Raw genomic sequence first — 15,265 nt, 5'->3', positions numbered from 1 at the left:
GCATGGACGACGGCCCGAACGACGCCCGGATGATTCCGCCCGCCGATGATCGTCCCGACGACGATTTCGACGCGGAAGAGCGCCCGGCCGCGCGCGCCGTGCCAAAGCGGCGGCGCGCGGCGCCGTCATCGACATCCGATGCCGAGTCTGCGCCGAGAAAGCCGCGTTCGGATTTTCGCGTCGCCGAGCAGCCGGGATTCGTGCTGCATAGTTATCCGTATCGCGAGACGAGTCTGATCATCGACGTGTTCTCGCGCGATCACGGGCGCGTCGCGCTCGTCGCGAAGGGCGCGAAGCGTCCGCATTCCGCGCTGCGCGGCGTATTGCAGACGTTTCAGCCGCTGGGACTTTCGTGGACCGGCAAGGGCGAAGTCCGCACGCTGACGACCGCCGAATGGGTCGGCGGCATGTTGCCGCTCGCCGGCGACGCGTTGCTATGCGGCTTCTACGTCAATGAATTGCTGGTGAAGTTCTGCGCCCGCGAGGACGCGCATCCGGCGCTCTTCAACCATTACGTGCTGACGCTCTCGCGCCTCGCGCACGACGAACCCGCCGCTCAGGTGTTGCGTTCATTCGAATGCGTGCTGCTGCGCGAAACCGGCTACGCGATGAATCTCGTGCGCACGGTGACACGCCAGCCGGTCCTCGCCGACGCCCGCTATGTCTTCGATCCAGACCGCGGCGTGCGCGAGGCGTCGGACGATCTTCCGGCGCAATGGCCGATGATTTCGGGGCAAACGCTCATCGACATGGAGCGCGACGACTACACGAATCCGCAGACCGCCGCGCAGAGCAAGACGCTGATGCGCTTTCTGCTGAATCACTACCTGGGCGGCACGCCGCTCGCCACCCGTCAGATATTGATCGACCTGCAAAAACTATGAGCTTCTTTCTCACATCGCCTGCGAATGTGATCGATCTGGGCGTGAACATCGATCACGTCGCCACGTTGCGCAACGCGCGCGGCACGTCGTATCCCGATCCGATCCGCGCGGCGCTCGCCGCCGAGGAAGCGGGCGCGGACGCCATCACGCTGCATCTGCGCGAGGATCGCCGTCATATCGTCGATGCCGATGTGCGCACGCTGCGTCCGCTCCTCAAAACGCGCATGAACCTCGAATGCGCGGTGACGCGCGAGATGCTCGACATCGCGTGCGAGATCAAGCCGCACGACGTCTGTCTCGTGCCGGAAAAGCGTCAGGAAGTGACGACTGAAGGCGGCCTCGATGTCGCCGGCCGCTTCGAAGAGGTCAAGGCCGCGTGCAGGCAACTCGCCGACGCGGGCGCGCGCGTGTCGCTTTTCATCGATCCTGACGAGACGCAGATTCGCGCCGCGAAAGAGGCGGGCGCGCCCGTCATCGAACTGCACACGGGCCGATATGCCGAAGCGCACGACGAAGCCGAACAGCAACGCGAATTCGAGCGCGTCGCGGCGAGCGTCGATGTCGGCAACGCGCTCGGGCTGAAGGTGAACGCGGGCCACGGCCTGCACTACACCAACGTGCAGGCGATCGCGGCGCTGCCGGGCATCGTCGAGCTGAACATCGGACATGCGATCGTCGCGCATTCGATCTTCGCGGGCTGGGACAACGCCGTGCGCGAGATGAAGGCGATCATGGTCGCGTCGCGTCTCGCGTCGGCCAACGCGCGCTGAGCGGGCACATCATGACGATCTACGGCATTGGCACGGATGTCGTGCAGGTGAGCCGCGTCGCGGCGGTCATGAGACGCACCAAGGGCCGCTTCGCCGAAAAGGTGCTCGGCCCCGATGAACTGCGCGTCTACCACGCGCGCAACGCGCGTTCGGAAGTGCGCGGTCTCGCGTTTCTCGCGACGCGCTTTTCGGCCAAGGAAGCGTTCTCGAAGGCGATCGGCCTCGGCATGCGCTGGCCGATGACGTGGCGCGCGCTGCAGACGCTCAACGAGCCGAGCGGCAAGCCGATGATCGCGGCCTCCGGCGAACTCGCGCAATGGCTCGAGCAACGCGGCATCACGGCGAAAGTCACGGTCAGCGACGAGCGCGATTACGCGGTGTCGTTCGTGATCGCGGAAGTGACCGACAGCGCGCCCGGCCAATCCTGAATTCAATCCAACCAAGACTAAAAGCCAATTGAATCCGATGAAACGCACTCCCGGCCCCGTCATGTTCGACGTCGCCGGCACGACGCTCTCCGACGCGGATATCGAACGCATCACGCATCCGATGACGGGCGGCATCATTCTCTTCGCGCGGCATTTCACCGACCGCGCGCAACTCGTCGCGCTGACCGATGCGATCCGCGCGGTACGCGATGACATCCTCATCGCCGTCGATCACGAAGGTGGCCGCGTGCAGCGTTTTCGCACCGACGGCTTCACCGTGCTGCCCGCGCCGGGCAAGCTCGGCGAGCTGTGGGACAAGGACGTGCTCGCCGCGACGAAGGCGGCGACCGCGTTCGGCTACGTGCTCGCGTCGGAGTTGCGCGCGTGCGGCATCGACATGAGCTTCACGCCCGTGCTCGATCTGAACTACGGACAGTCGAAAGTGGTCGGCGATCGCGCCTTTCACGCCGATCCGCGCGTCGTGACAATGCTCGCGAAGAGCCTGAATCACGGCCTCGCGCTCGCGGGCATGGCGAACTGCGGCAAGCATTTTCCGGGTCACGGTTTCGCCGAAGCCGATTCGCACGTCGCGCTGCCGACCGACGATCGCACGCTCGACGAAATCCTCGCCGCCGATGTGCGCCCGTACGACTGGCTCGGCATGTCGCTGGCGTCGGTGATTCCGGCGCATGTGATTTACACGAAGGTCGACGACAAACCGGCGGGATTCTCGCGCATCTGGCTGCAGGACATCCTGCGCGGCAGGCTCGGCTTCAACGGGGCGATCTTCAGCGACGATCTGTCGATGGAAGCCGCGCGCGCGGGCGGCACGCTCACCGAGGCCGCGACGGCCGCGCTCACGGCGGGCTGCGACATGGCGCTGATCTGCAATCAGCCGGAAGAGGCGGGCAAGGTGCTGGAGCAGTTGCGCTATACGCCGCCGAAGGCGTCGGCGCAGCGTCTCAAGCAGATGCGTCCGCGCGGCAAGGCGCTGCGCTGGAGCAAGCTGCAGGCGCAGGCCGAATATCAGGCGGCGCGCGCGCTCGTCAAAGAGATGCTCGGGTAAACGAAAAACGCCACGGATCTCGTGGCGTTTTTTTGTGGCAGGTGAAATCAGGACGATTCCAGCTTCATCCGCTGCAGCTTGTTGTAGAGCGTCTTCGGGCTGATGCCGAGCAGCGTCGCCGCGCGGTGACGCGTGCCACCGACCGCTTCGAGCGTCGCGCGAATCAGCATGTCCTCGACGTCCGCGAGCGCGGTGCCGACCGTCACCTGCACGCTGCTGCCGTTGAGACCGCGACCGCCGAGGCCGCCCGGCTCATCGACGCGCAATGTCTCGATCGTCTCGCCCGACGCATGATACGCGCGCCGCACGCGCTCACGCAACTCGCGCACATTGCCGGGCCATTCGGTCGCGATGCACTCGCGGATAAACGCCGGGCTGATACGCTTCGGCGAGCCGCTCGTGATCCCGGCGATGTGATTCTCGCGGTTTAATTCGTCGACGAGCGTTTCGGCGATCAGCGCGATGTCGTCGTCGCGATCGGCGAGCGGCGGCAGCATGATCGACGACGCCGACAGACGCTGAAACAGATCCTCGCGCATCGCGCCGCTCGCGACGGCTTCGCGCATCGGCGTGCGGGACGCGGCGATCAGGCGGAAGTCCGTCATGATTCGATTGCTGCCGCCGACGCGCATGAACGTCTGCGAATCGAGCGCGCGCAGGAGCGCTTCCTGTTGCGCGGCGGGCAGCAGATCGATCTGGTCGAGGAACAGCGTGCCGCCGCCCGCCTGTTCGAGCAGACCCGGCTCGCGGTTCTCGGCGCCCGCGAAGGCGTTGCGCTCATGGCCGAAGAGAATGCTTTCCATCGAGCGCTGCGTGCCGTCGGGCGCCTGGCGGCTCGCGGAACAATCGAACGTGACGAACGGGCCTTTGCGACGGCGGCTCAATTGATGGATCGTGCGCGCCGCGATCTTCTTGCCCGTGCCCGGATCGCCGCAGATCAGCACAGCGGCTTCGGTCGGCGCGGTGTGCTCGATCAGATCGTAGACGTGCTGCATCGCTGCGCTGCGGCCGATCATGTCGCCGAAATGGCCGAGATCGCGCAGCGTCGTTCGCAGCGACTGGACTTCCTCGGTGAGCTCGTACGGCCGCGGAATGCGCGCAAGCAAGCTGCGCAAGCGCGGGATGTTCACGGGCTTCAGCAGATAGTCCCAGATGCCGTGTCGCAAGCCTTCGATCGCGCTTTCCACCGTCGCATTCCCTGTCATCACGATGACCGGCAGCGCGCCATCGGGCGGTTGCGAGGGCAGGCTCGGCAACAAGTCGAGACCGCTGCCGTCCGGCAGATTCAGGTCGATCAGCACGACATCGGGGATGAAGCGGGTCAGCGCGGAGCGCGCCTCGGCGAGCGTCGTCGCGGTATCGACGGAAAAGCCGTCTGCCGTGAGGATCGCGGACAGGCCGGAGAGGCTATTGGGATCGTCTTCGACAATCAGTGCGTGTGGCATGGCGGACCAACGTATCAAAGTGGACTGTAATGCGCCGTTTCCGCATGGGATCGGGCGTGTCGTGGGCGGAATACCGCGCCGCTTTCCGGCGTTCGGCGCGTACCCCGCTGCGGTTTTTTGTCCTGCGTTACTCGTTCGGCATCGTTGTGCTGCAAGCGCGTCATTGCGGTCTGAGATGCAGTTCGTTGCTGACCGACTGCACGCCCGGGACACTGCGCGCCACGGCCAGCGCTTTCTGAATCTGCACCTCCGAATCTGCGTATCCCGACAACTGCACGACGCCGCGATACGTCGCGACGCTCACCGGCAATGGCTTCAACTGCGGATCGGCGGCGAGCGCGGCTTTCACGCGAGCGGCGAGCGCAGCGTCGTCGGTTGCGATTTCGCCGCCGGTGTTCGCATTCGCCGATGTTGCCGGACCCGACTTGCAGCCGGCGATGAGAGCAAAGGCGGGCAATGCGAGCGCCGCGACGATCAGAAACCTGCTCCGGATGAAAGGCGTGCTTTGCATGTCGGCTTGGAAATCTTGATCTGGTTGACCGAGCAGAAACCGTGCCAGGCAGTTAATTTTTCCGATGTGCGTCGCGCACGCGGGGCCAGCGCGGGCGGCTGGGGGAATCGGCGGTGGAGCGTGTCGGGGCGCGACCGGTAAAGTTTGCCTGAAATTGTCAAAAAATTCATGCAAAAGAAAAAGCGCCCGCGATGGGGCGCTTTTTTGGACCGATCGGGCGGTGCGCTGCACCGGCCGTTCGGCTTACGACGCAGCGGTGTAAGGCTTACGCGCGGCTGCGATATTCATTCGTGCGGGTGTCGATTTCGATCTTGTCGCCGATGTTGCAGAAGAGCGGCACTTGCAGTTCGAAGCCGGTGTTCAGCTTGGCGGTCTTCAGCACCTTGCCCGACGACGTATCGCCCTTGACGGCCGGTTCCGTGTAGACGATCTCCCGAACCAGCGTGGTCGGCAGTTCGACCGAGATGGCCTTTTCGTTGTAGAACACGACTTCGCACGCCATGCCGTCTTCGAGGTAGTTGAGCGCGTCGCCCATCATTTCGGCTTCGACTTCGAACTGGTTGTAGTCGGCGTCCATGAAGACGTACATCGGATCGGCGAAGTACGAGTACGTCACTTCCTTGCGATCGAGCACGACGACGTCGAACTTGTCGTCAGCCTTGTAGACGGTTTCCATGCCCGCTGCTGTCAGCAGGTTCTTGAACTTCATCTTCACGACCGCGGCGTTGCGGCCCGACTTGTTGTACTCGGCGCGCTGCACGACCATGGCATCGTTGCCGATCATGACGACGTTGCCGACGCGGAGTTCTTGTGCGGTCTTCATAAAACTGGGTCCTGTACGAATGGATTTGGCTTGAATGCCTGAAATGAATCGATCCGGCGGCGGCGGTGCCTCGGTTTTATGCCGCCGCCGTGCGAGTGTTCGGGCTAACGAGGGATCTGCCGCGAACGGCTTGAGCAAATGGCTTGATCTTCGCGGCGCAAAACTGGACGAACTGCGCCTTGCTTCCTCGGATAACCGCTTATTTTAACTGACTTTTTGCTTGTTTGGCCAGTCGATTGGCGCTCCTGAAACGCGTCAGCGCGAGTTTCATCTGCTGATTCGCGAGGCCACATGCGCGGCGAGATTGCCGGCCAGATCGCCGATGCCCGCGAGTTCCTTCGCCCACTTCACGGCGCGGCGCTCCCATTCTCGCCGATGCGCCCAAAAGTCCGCCCAGTCGGGAACGCCCACGCCATTCCACGCGTGCCAGAAGCGTGCGGCCGCCTCGCGCGCGGACGGATCGAGCGTGCGCGTGTAATGCGCGAGCGCGGCGTCGAGCTTGGGCAGATGGGCGTCGTCGGCTTGCGGGTAGATGTGCCAGACGAAGGGCTTCATCGCCCATTGCGCGCGCACGAACGAATCCTCGCCGCGCACGAAGTTGATGTCGGCGGCCCAGAGCAGTTCGTCGAAACGCGTTTGCTCGACGAAGCCGAGCGCGTGCGCCTCCAGCGCGCCGGCGCGCGCCGTCGTGCCGGCGATGAAGTTCGGCACGTCGAAAAAGCGTGCGACCGCGCCCGAGATGCGGCCTTCGGGAACGAGCAGCACGACGGGCGCATCGCCGTCGCGCCATTGCGCGAGGAGCGCGTCGACAGCCGGATTCTCATATGCGAACAGCGACACGACCGTATGTTCGCCGCCCGGCCGCTCGATCCCGACGCGCTCGCGCCACCACGCGTTCGCATCGTAGCGCTCGCGGCGCGCGTCGAGATCGCGTTCCTTCAGCACGCCGCCCGTGCCCTTGCCGAGCCCGGGAAAGAAGAAGCTCTTGTCGAGCGGATAGCGCGGATGCGGCGACGGGCGCATGTGGAAATCGGCGACCCAATCCTCGCCGCTCAGATATTCGAGATTGATCCAGACCGGCTTCGGATCGCGGCGTGCCATCGCGGCGATGTACGCATGCGGCAATTCGCACGCGAACGCCTCGATCACGACATCGGCGATGGCAAGCGTGTCGCCCGCATGCGCAGGCTCGCGCCAGTGCTCGATCGCGATGCCCATCGCCTCCTGGCGCGGCAGCGTCGCATCGACGTCGGGGCAGAGCGCGTGAAAGACCGTCAGATCGTCGACGAAAAGACGCACGCGCCAGCCGTGCTCCGCGTGCAACTGCCGCGCGAGACGCCAGCACACGCCGATGTCGCCGAAATTGTCGACGACCGCGCAGAAGATGTCGCAGGCGAGTTCCTGATTGGCGGCAAGCGTAGTCATGAGGACGAAGGCGCGCGGTTTAATGTTCTAAACTGGCGATTCTAAGATAACGCTCCAGGCACGGCTCACCGTCGTGCCGATGCCTTTCGTCCCCTTGCTGCATGACTGACACCGACGCCCTCCAACCGGATTTCGACCCGAAAACGACGCTCGCGCAATTGCCGCATCTGCCCGGCGTGTACCGCTACTACGACGGCGACGGCAACGTGCTCTACGTCGGCAAGGCGCGCAATCTGAAGAAACGCGTGTCGAGCTACTTCACGAAGACGCTGCATTCGCCGCGCATCGCGATGATGGTCACGCGCATCCGCAAGATCGAGACGACCGTCACGCGCTCGGAAGCCGAAGCGCTGCTGCTCGAAAACAATCTGATCAAGGCGCTCGCGCCGCGCTACAACATCCTTTTTCGCGACGACAAGTCGTATCCGTTTCTCAAGCTCACCGGCCACAAGTTTCCGCGCATGGCGTATTACCGCGGCGCGGTCGACAAGAAGAACCAGTATTTCGGCCCGTTTCCGAGCGCGTGGGCGGTGCGCGAGAGCATCCAGATCCTGCAGCGCGTCTTCCAGTTGCGCACCTGCGAGGACTCGGTGTTCAACAACCGCACGCGGCCGTGTTTGCTGCATCAGATCGGGCGCTGCACCGCGCCGTGCACCGGCTTGATCAACGAAGAGGATTACGCGCGCGACGTGTCGAATGCGTCGCGCTTTTTGCTCGGGCGTCAGGGCGAGGTGATGAAGGAGCTCGAGCAGAAGATGCACGCGTTTGCCGCGGATCTCAAGTTCGAACAGGCCGCGGCGGTGCGCAATCAGATGAGCTCGCTGTCGACCGTGCTGCATCAGCAGGCGATCGAAGTCGGTGGCGAGAGCGATGTCGATATCCTCGCGGTCGTCGCGCTCGGGGGCAAGGTATGCGTGAATCTCGCGATGGTGCGCGGCGGCCGGCATCTGGGCGACAAGGCGTATTTCCCGGCGCACGTCGAAAGCGCGATGGCGCTCGGCGACGAAGACGAGCTTGCGGATGCCAACGAAACGGTAGATGCGCCCACCGAAACGGAAACCGAAACCGAGTCCGAAGAGCCACGCGAAAGCTCGCTGGAATCCGAAGTGCTGGAAGCCTTCATGGCGCAGCATTACATCGGCAATCGCGTGCCGCCGGTGCTCGTCGTGAGTCATGCGCCGTCGAGCCGCGAGCTCGTCGATCTGCTGATCGAGCAGGCGGGGCACAAGGTCACGCTGCTGCGTCAGCCGCAAGGGCAAAAGCGCGCGTGGCTCTCGATGGCCGAGAACAACGCCAAGCTCGCACTCGCGCGCCTATTGTCGGAACAGGGTTCGCAGCAGGCGCGCACGCGCGCGCTCGCGGACACGCTGTCCATGGAGATGGACGATCTCGCGCAACTGCGCATCGAGTGCTTCGACATCAGCCATACGATGGGCGAGGCGACGCAGGCATCGTGCGTCGTGTATCACCATCACAAGATGCAGTCGGGCGAATACCGGCGCTACAACATCACCGGCATCACGCCGGGCGACGATTACGCCGCGATGCGGCAGGTGCTCACGCGCCGATACGAGAAGATGGTCGCGCAGGCCGCCGCGAACGCCAACGATGAAGCCGCGACCCTGCAACCCGACGACGCCGCCGATCCCAACGTCACGCCCGATGGCGCCGAACCGGTCGCGGCGGGCGGCACGCTGCCGAACATCGTGCTGATCGACGGCGGCAAGGGCCAGGTGGAAATCGCGCGGCAGGTGTTCTCCGAGCTCGGTCTGGATCACGGCATGCTGGTAGGCGTAGCGAAAGGAGAAGGGCGCAAGGTCGGCCTGGAGACGCTCGTGTTCGCCGACGGCCGCGCCGCGCTCGAACTCGGCAAGGAAAGCGCGGCGCTGATGCTCGTCGCGCAGATCCGCGACGAGGCGCACCGCTTCGCCATCACCGGGATGCGCGCGAAGCGGGCAAAGGCGCGCCAGACTTCGCGGCTGGAGGAACTGGAAGGCGTCGGCGCGAAACGGCGTCAGCGGCTCCTGTCGCGTTTTGGCGGATTGCGCGGCGTGCAGGCGGCGAGCGTCGAGGACCTGGCGAGCGTCGAAGGCATTTCGCTCGCGCTCGCGCAGCAGATTTATCGTCAGTTGCATTGAGCCGCAAAGCCGGCCGCGCGGCGCGCCACAGCGGTGCGCCGCCTTGTGAGCGCCGGATCGACGCGGCACAATGGCGGCTTCCTTACATGTCCCTCAACCGCTTTCGCCCATGCCGTTCAATCTACCGATCTTCCTGACGTGGCTGCGAATCGTGCTGATTCCGCTCGTCGTGGGCGTGTTCTATCTGCCGGACATGATGATGAGCCCGGAGCATCGCAACCTGCTCGGGATGGTCATCTTCGTGCTCGCCGCACTCACCGATTGGTTCGACGGCTTTCTCGCGCGCAAGCTCAATCAGACGTCGTCGTTCGGCGCGTTCCTCGATCCCGTTGCCGACAAGCTGATGGTCACCGCCGCGCTGCTCGTGCTCGTGCAACTGTCGCGGCTCAATGCGGTGATCGCGCTCATCATCGTTGGACGGGAAATCACGATTTCCGCGCTGCGCGAATGGATGGCGCAGATCGGCGCATCGAAGAGCGTCGCGGTGAATCAGCTCGGCAAGTTCAAGACCGTGTGCCAGATGGTCGCGATCCCGATGCTGCTGTTCTACGGGCCGCTGAAGATCGCCGGCACGCAATGGATCATCGACACGCGCGTGTGGGGCCTGTGGCTCATCTACGTCGCCGCGTTCCTCACCGTCTGGTCGATGCTCTACTACATGAAGCTCGCGTGGCCGCAGATTCGCGAGCGCGGCGGCATGCTTTGAGGCGGAAAAGGCGCTCATTGCAAAAATTGCGTCGAAGCGAAAAAATCCTCTCACAAAACAGTTGACAGCCTTCTTTGGCTTCTACATAATCTCGTTTCTCTGATGCACGACGCGACGCAGCAAGCGAAGCAAGAGTAAAAGAAAGCAGTAACACGCGGGAGTAGCTCAGTTGGTAGAGCGCAACCTTGCCAAGGTTGAGGTCGCGAGTTCGAGACTCGTCTCCCGCTCCAGATTTTGAAGGTTCTGAGGTCGTCGGCGCTGAATTGGCAAAGCGCAACGCGGCAGCAGTACCGGCAGTAGTTGTATCGCAGGATATTGCGGGAGTAGCTCAGTTGGTAGAGCGCAACCTTGCCAAGGTTGAGGTCGCGAGTTCGAGACTCGTCTCCCGCTCCAGTCAAAGGGGAAGCCAAGCTTCCCTTTTTGTTTGGTGGCTCAGCCGGTCAATTGCCGGTGGCACCAGAACCGCTTGTGGCGCGGTAGCAAAGCGGTTATGCAGCGGCCTGCAAAGCCGTTTAGACCGGTTCGACTCCGGTCCGCGCCTCCACTTGAAAAGCCCTGATCCGTCAGGGCTTTTTCTTTTTCGGAACGCCGGTAGCCACCGATTCTGCGTCCCGTGGCGGCACGGCATAATTGCAACGTTTCTGCCACACCTACTCCAATGACCGACTCACTCTCCCAACTCGAATGGCGCTGGAAGCGCTTCGACGATCTGTCGACGACCGAGGTCTACGACATGCTCGCGGCCCGTAGCGCCGTGTTCGTCGTCGAGCAGAATTGCGTGTATGGCGATATCGACGGCCTCGATGTCGACGCGTGGCATCTTCTCGCATATGGCGAAGGCGAGAAGCGCCCGGCGCTCGCGGGTTATCTGCGCGTGCTGTTGCCGGGTCATCCGGACGAGGGCGAGAAGGACGTGCGCATCGGCCGCGTGCTGACGACCGCGAAGTTTCGCGGCCTGAAGCTCGGCAACGCGATGCTCGAACGCGCGCTCGAGCAGATCCTGAAGCAATGGCCCGATCAGCCGGTCAGCCTTCACGCACAGGCGCACTTGCAGCGCTTCTACGGCGCGTTCGGCTTCGTGCCGTCGTCGGGTGTGCATGACGAAGACGGCATTCCGCACGTCTGGATGCGCCGTCCTGGTTTTCCTTCATGACGCGCTGACGTTGACGGGCGCCGCGATCGCGACGCTGCGTTCCTTGATGAGCCGCGAGCGCGCCGACAGCCGCAGCCAGTGACGCAGCGCAATCAGCGCGCCGATCACGCTCATCATCGATCCGGGAATCCACAGCAACAGGCCGCCGATCTGCTGATCGCGCATCGGCGTGATCCAGGTGAACGCGCGGCCGCAAATCGAATAGATCGGATACAGCTCGTGCGGCGTGAAGAAGATGTACGCGCCGAGAATGATCTGCGGCGGAATCGCGGCGATCACGACGAGAATCCGTCTGCCGGGCGCGAGGCGCGCGGGCGGCGCGGGCCGCGGGTCGAGAATGAGCCACCAGAACAACAGGCCGTCGATCACCATGCTCCAGTTCATTACGCGATAGAGCCGGTAATCGAGCATCGCCTTGAAGTGGATCGGCGACAGCAGCCAGAAATAGATCAGCCCGACGAACAGCGCGACGGCGATCACGGGATTGAACACGACATCGCAAAAGACGCGCGCAATGCGCGTTTGCGCGGCCGGACGCAACCAGCGCTGCCGCCATCCGAACGGAATGCCCGCACGCAGCGCCGCGCCCGGATACGACAGCGCGATCAGAAACGGACCGAGATGATGCAGCACGAGATGCTGCAATCGATGCATGAAGAATTCGTGCTCGAAGAAGTAATCGAGCCGCGTGTGCAGCGCCACGTAAAGCGCGACGAGGCCGAACCAGAACGCGATGCGCCGCGACACCGACACGCGCGCATGCCGCGCCCCGCGCGCGAACAGAATCCCCGCGACGAGCACCGCGATCACGACCGTCGGCGACGGCTCCCACGGATCGAGCCAGTAAAGCAGCGTGCTCATCGTCAGGCGTCCTTTGCGTGGATCACGCGCTTCAGATCGGCCGCGATGGCGTCGATCGAATCGTGATCGGTCGCGAGCAGGCGCGCGTGACCGGCGGCATCGAAGATATAGACGGCCGAACTGTGCGTGACTTCATACGCGCCGTCCGGATCGCGCTTTTCCATCTGATACGCGACGCGATAACGCTGCGCGACTTTCTCGATCGCGCGATCCGTGCCGGTCAGGCCGACCGCGTGTTTGTCGTCGAAGGCGCGCACGTAGGAGCGCAAAAGCGCGGGCGTGTCGCGCGCCGGGTCGACCGAAACGAAGACGATGCGCGTCTCGTCCGCATCCGGCCCAACGCGTTGCAGCACTTGCATCAGGCGCGCCATCGTTTCCGGGCAGACATCGGGGCAATGCGTGTAGCCGAAGTAGACGAGCGTCGTCTTCCCGGCGAAGGATCGTCCGGTGACGCTCGCGCCGCCATCGTCGATGAGCGAGAAATCGAGATCCGGCAGATGGCCCGATACATCCGTCAGATGCCACGGCTCGGCGGGCTTCGAACAGGCGGCGAGGGCGCACAGCGAGAGAAGGGCGACGAGGCGCCGCGCGGGAAATTCGAGGAACGAAGCGTGCATCGGGAATGGCGTTGCAGGATGATTCGATTTGAACTTCGTCGCAAAATACACGCCTTTCACGCGTCTCCAGCGCATCATGTCGCTATCGGACTATTTTTGAGACGATTTGCCGCATGGTTCAAGCGCGCTGAAAGGCCGCACGTCGAAAGCTGAAAGTTCGGAGCTTTCTGAATTGAAAGCATTCGCGCGGTAAGATTCGCACGCATTGCGTCGTCCAAAACGGACCGCGCGCCACATCACAGGCAAACCACAGGCCAAAGATCGATGCAAATTCTTCCCGATTCCCTGTCTCTTGCCGAGACCGCCTTTTTCTTCGATTTCGACGGCACGCTCGTCGAACTCGCCTCGACGCCCGATGGCATCTTCGTGCCGCGCTCGGTGCCCGACATCCTCGCCGCGTTGAGACGCGCGACCAACGGCGCGGTCGCGGTCGTATCGGGGCGCGGCATCGACAATATCGATTCGTTCCTGCAGATGGACGATCTGCCCGTCGCGGGCATGCACGGCGCGGAACGGCGCGATTCGAACGGCGATGTGCAGCGCATCGGCTTCAACGACGAGCGGCTCCTGCGCATGGAGCACGCGCTCGAGAAAGTCGTCAGCGCGAATCCGGGCATGCTGCTCGAAATCAAGGGCGCGGCGCTCGCGCTGCATTACCGCAATGCGCCCGACCGCGAGCCGGCGGCGCGCGCGGCGACGCAAAAGCTCGTCGCGGAATATGCCGATGCCTACGTGCTGCAGCCGGGCAAGATGGTCTACGAGATCAAGCCGAAGGACGTCGACAAGGGCCGCGCGGTGCGCGCGTACATGGGCGAGCCGCCGTTCACGGGGCGCAAGCCGGTGTTTATCGGCGACGATCTCACCGATGAAAAAGGTTTCGCGGTCGTGAACGAGTTCGATGGCCTGTCGATCAAGGTCGGCCCCGGCGATACGGTTGCGCGCGCGCGCATCGAATCGGTCGAGTTGCTGCTCGACTGGCTGCAAGTAATCGCGGGCACGGCGGGGAAGCACGCGTGAGCCGGCTGATCATCGTTTCGAATCGCGTCGCGCCGATTTCCGAAGGCGGGCCCGCGGCGGGCGGGCTTGCGGTCGGCGTCTACGACGCGCTCAAGGAAACCGGCGGCATGTGGTTCGGCTGGAGCGGGGACGTGCTCACGTCCGCACCTGACGACATCAAGCTCGAAGAGCACGGACCGGTGACGTTCGCGACCATAGGACTCGTGCGGCGCGATTACGACCAGTACTATCGCGGCTTCTCGAATGCGACGCTCTGGCCCGCGTTTCACTATCGGCCGGACCTGATCGAGTTCGACCGGCACGAATACGACGGCTATTGCCGCGTGAATCGCTGGCTCGCGGCGCAGCTCGCGCCGCTGCTCAAGCCCGACGACGTGATCTGGGTGCACGACTATCACCTGATTCCGTTCGCGCAGGCGCTGCGCGCATTGGGCGTGAAGAATCGCATCGGCTTCTTTCTGCACATTCCGTTTCCGGCGTCGCAGATTCTGTTGAGCGTGCCGCGTCATCGCGAACTGGTCGAGGCGCTGTGCGCGTTCGATTTGCTCGGTTTTCAGACGGAGCCGGACCTGCGCGCGTTCTGCGATTACATCGAAACAGAAGCGGGCGGCGCGTTGCAGCGCGACGGCGCGAAGCCGGTCGCGATTCGCGCGTTCGGTCAGACGCTGCGTGCGGCGGCGTATCCGATCGGCGTCTATCCGGATGAAATCGCCGCGCTCGCGAAAGACGGCGAGCGCGGACGCGACGTGGAAATCGTCAAGTCGACGCTGCATCATCGCAAGCTCGTGATGAGCGTCGATCGTCTCGATTATTCGAAAGGGCTCGTCGAGCGTTTTCGCGCGTTCGAGCGGCTGATCGAACACGATCCGCAGCAGCGCAACAACGTGTCGTTCCTGCAGATCGCGCCGCCGACCCGCTCCGATGTCGATGCCTATCGCGACATCCGCTTGCAGCTCGAAGCGGAATCGGGCCGCATCAACGGCCGATACGCCGAACTCGACTGGACGCCGATTCGCTATATCCATCGTCAGTACGAGCGGCCGGTGCTCGCCGCGCTGTTCCGCGAGGCGCACGTGGGTCTCGTCACGCCGTTGCGCGACGGCATGAATCTCGTCGCGAAGGAATATGTGTCGGCGCAGAATCCGGACGATCCCGGCGTGCTCGTGCTGTCGCAATTCGCGGGCGCGGCGCGCGAGCTGACGGCCGCGCTCATCGTCAATCCGCTCGATATCGATGGCATGGCCGATGCACTCGCCATCGCGCTCAGCATGCCTTTGAACGAGCGAAAAGCGCGCTACGAAGAGATGATGGCGCAATTGCGCGACAACAATGTCTCGGTGTGGCGCGACAACTTTCTGCGCGACCTCAAGACGTGAAAAAGGCCGCGTTCCTTGCGGAAAACGCGGCCTTTTTGCTTGATG

15 protein-coding genes and 3 tRNA genes are annotated in these 15,265 nt (G+C 63.7%); 12 read left to right on the top strand and 6 right to left on the bottom strand.

Translation table 11 applies throughout. The annotated features are described in order from the left end of the window. The first annotated feature begins 2 nt into the window (after positions 1-2). Genes recO through nagZ form a run of 4 tightly spaced genes read left to right on the top strand, consistent with a single transcriptional unit; the run spans position 3 to position 3,148 of the window. Positions 3-884, top strand: coding sequence for a DNA repair protein RecO (recO, locus tag NCS67_RS08940; RefSeq protein WP_250434955.1), 882 nt, complete (start codon positions 3-5; stop codon positions 882-884). Continuing rightward, positions 881-1,654, top strand: a complete 774-nt coding sequence (gene pdxJ, locus NCS67_RS08935) for a pyridoxine 5'-phosphate synthase (protein WP_175980375.1) — start codon at positions 881-883, stop codon at positions 1,652-1,654. The genes recO and pdxJ overlap by 4 nt, the downstream gene beginning before the upstream one ends. An 11-nt stretch (positions 1,655-1,665) precedes the next feature. Next, the gene (acpS, locus tag NCS67_RS08930) at positions 1,666-2,082 is read left to right on the top strand and encodes a holo-ACP synthase (RefSeq protein ID WP_250434953.1); all 417 of its coding nucleotides are present in this window, start codon (positions 1,666-1,668) and stop codon (positions 2,080-2,082) included. 37 nt (positions 2,083-2,119) lie between these two features. Beyond that, entirely contained in the window at positions 2,120-3,148 is a 1,029-nt protein-coding gene (gene nagZ / locus NCS67_RS08925) for a beta-N-acetylhexosaminidase (RefSeq protein WP_008342081.1), read from the top strand. Positions 3,149-3,195: 47 nt separating this feature from the next. Here the strand turns inward: nagZ and NCS67_RS08920 are convergent, their stop codons facing one another. From NCS67_RS08920 to earP, 4 genes are all read right to left on the bottom strand, one after another. Beyond that, complete coding sequence (locus tag NCS67_RS08920) at positions 3,196-4,593, bottom strand: sigma-54-dependent transcriptional regulator (RefSeq protein ID WP_008342079.1); 1,398 nt, start codon at positions 4,591-4,593, stop codon at positions 3,196-3,198. A gap of 160 nt (positions 4,594-4,753) precedes the next feature. Then, positions 4,754-5,104, bottom strand: a complete 351-nt coding sequence (locus tag NCS67_RS08915; RefSeq protein WP_250434994.1) for a BON domain-containing protein — start codon at positions 5,102-5,104, stop codon at positions 4,754-4,756. Positions 5,105-5,369: 265 nt separating this feature from the next. After that, positions 5,370-5,927: an elongation factor P gene (gene efp / locus NCS67_RS08910; protein ID WP_008342076.1), complete on the bottom strand. Its 558-nt coding sequence runs from the start codon at positions 5,925-5,927 to the stop codon at positions 5,370-5,372. Between the two features lie 267 nt (positions 5,928-6,194). Continuing rightward, positions 6,195-7,352 carry an elongation factor P maturation arginine rhamnosyltransferase EarP gene (gene earP / locus NCS67_RS08905; protein ID WP_250434952.1) on the bottom strand — a complete coding sequence of 386 codons (1,158 nt, stop codon included), beginning with the start codon at positions 7,350-7,352 and terminating at the stop codon, positions 6,195-6,197. 101 nt (positions 7,353-7,453) lie between these two features. Between earP and uvrC the strand changes: the two genes are divergently transcribed. The 6 genes from uvrC (at position 7,454) to NCS67_RS08875 (ending at position 11,349) form a co-directional block, all read left to right on the top strand. Further along, positions 7,454-9,490, top strand: coding sequence for an excinuclease ABC subunit UvrC (gene uvrC / locus NCS67_RS08900; protein WP_008342073.1), 2,037 nt, complete (start codon positions 7,454-7,456; stop codon positions 9,488-9,490). A 109-nt stretch (positions 9,491-9,599) separates the two neighbouring features. Further along, a complete protein-coding gene (pgsA, locus tag NCS67_RS08895) occupies positions 9,600-10,196 on the top strand; it encodes a CDP-diacylglycerol--glycerol-3-phosphate 3-phosphatidyltransferase (RefSeq protein ID WP_008342071.1) in 597 nt (198 codons plus the stop codon). Positions 10,197-10,350: 154 nt separating this feature from the next. Further along, positions 10,351-10,426 (top strand) — tRNA-Gly (locus tag NCS67_RS08890). An 87-nt stretch (positions 10,427-10,513) separates the two neighbouring features. Next, positions 10,514-10,589, top strand: a tRNA-Gly gene (locus NCS67_RS08885). Between the two features lie 77 nt (positions 10,590-10,666). After that, positions 10,667-10,740 (top strand) — tRNA-Cys (locus NCS67_RS08880). Between the two features lie 114 nt (positions 10,741-10,854). After that, entirely contained in the window at positions 10,855-11,349 is a 495-nt protein-coding gene (locus tag NCS67_RS08875) for a GNAT family N-acetyltransferase (RefSeq protein ID WP_008342069.1), read from the top strand. On the opposite strand, the gene NCS67_RS08870 is transcribed toward NCS67_RS08875, so the two are convergent. Together NCS67_RS08870 and NCS67_RS08865 are read right to left on the bottom strand one after the other, a co-directional pair. Continuing rightward, on the bottom strand, positions 11,344-12,210 hold the full coding sequence (locus tag NCS67_RS08870) for a cytochrome c oxidase assembly protein (protein WP_250434951.1): 867 nt from the start codon (positions 12,208-12,210) through the stop codon (positions 11,344-11,346). The two genes, NCS67_RS08875 and NCS67_RS08870, sit on opposite strands and share 6 nt — an antisense overlap. A 2-nt stretch (positions 12,211-12,212) precedes the next feature. Then, a complete protein-coding gene (locus NCS67_RS08865) occupies positions 12,213-12,827 on the bottom strand; it encodes an SCO family protein (RefSeq protein WP_175980488.1) in 615 nt (204 codons plus the stop codon). A 264-nt stretch (positions 12,828-13,091) separates the two neighbouring features. Here NCS67_RS08865 and otsB point away from each other — a divergent pair, with 264 nt between their 5' ends. Beyond that, complete coding sequence (gene otsB, locus NCS67_RS08860) at positions 13,092-13,844, top strand: trehalose-phosphatase (RefSeq protein ID WP_008342064.1); 753 nt, start codon at positions 13,092-13,094, stop codon at positions 13,842-13,844. Then, positions 13,841-15,220 (top strand): alpha,alpha-trehalose-phosphate synthase (UDP-forming), encoded by a 1,380-nt coding sequence (otsA, locus tag NCS67_RS08855; RefSeq protein ID WP_008342063.1) that lies wholly within the window; start codon positions 13,841-13,843, stop codon positions 15,218-15,220. The genes otsB and otsA overlap by 4 nt, the downstream gene beginning before the upstream one ends. The last annotated feature ends 45 nt before the right edge of the window (positions 15,221-15,265 follow it).

The organism is Caballeronia sp. ATUFL_F2_KS9A, assembly GCF_023630765.1.
Taxonomy (GTDB): Bacteria; Pseudomonadota; Gammaproteobacteria; order Burkholderiales; family Burkholderiaceae; genus Caballeronia; species Caballeronia zhejiangensis.
Note: the sequence above shows the minus strand (reverse complement) of the source record. Positions and strands in the feature narration are given on the sequence as shown.

Bases quoted from the DNA above. Each gene is read 5' to 3' on its own strand.
- NCS67_RS08920 (WP_008342079.1), bottom strand. From the start codon at position 4,593: ATGCCACACGCACTGATTGTCGAAGACGATCCCAATAGCCTCTCCGGC.
- earP (WP_250434952.1), bottom strand. From the start codon at position 7,352: ATGACTACGCTTGCCGCCAATCAGGAACTCGCCTGCGACATCTTCTGC.
- acpS (WP_250434953.1), top strand. From the start codon at position 1,666: ATGACGATCTACGGCATTGGCACGGATGTCGTGCAGGTGAGCCGCGTC.
- uvrC (WP_008342073.1), top strand. From the start codon at position 7,454: ATGACTGACACCGACGCCCTCCAACCGGATTTCGACCCGAAAACGACG.
- otsB (WP_008342064.1), top strand. From the start codon at position 13,092: ATGCAAATTCTTCCCGATTCCCTGTCTCTTGCCGAGACCGCCTTTTTC.
- NCS67_RS08875 (WP_008342069.1), top strand. From the start codon at position 10,855: ATGACCGACTCACTCTCCCAACTCGAATGGCGCTGGAAGCGCTTCGAC.
- efp (WP_008342076.1), bottom strand. From the start codon at position 5,927: ATGAAGACCGCACAAGAACTCCGCGTCGGCAACGTCGTCATGATCGGC.
- recO (WP_250434955.1), top strand. From the start codon at position 3: ATGGACGACGGCCCGAACGACGCCCGGATGATTCCGCCCGCCGATGAT.
- NCS67_RS08915 (WP_250434994.1), bottom strand. From the start codon at position 5,104: ATGCAAAGCACGCCTTTCATCCGGAGCAGGTTTCTGATCGTCGCGGCG.
- nagZ (WP_008342081.1), top strand. From the start codon at position 2,120: ATGAAACGCACTCCCGGCCCCGTCATGTTCGACGTCGCCGGCACGACG.
- pdxJ (WP_175980375.1), top strand. From the start codon at position 881: ATGAGCTTCTTTCTCACATCGCCTGCGAATGTGATCGATCTGGGCGTG.
- NCS67_RS08865 (WP_175980488.1), bottom strand. From the start codon at position 12,827: ATGCACGCTTCGTTCCTCGAATTTCCCGCGCGGCGCCTCGTCGCCCTT.
- NCS67_RS08870 (WP_250434951.1), bottom strand. From the start codon at position 12,210: ATGAGCACGCTGCTTTACTGGCTCGATCCGTGGGAGCCGTCGCCGACG.
- pgsA (WP_008342071.1), top strand. From the start codon at position 9,600: ATGCCGTTCAATCTACCGATCTTCCTGACGTGGCTGCGAATCGTGCTG.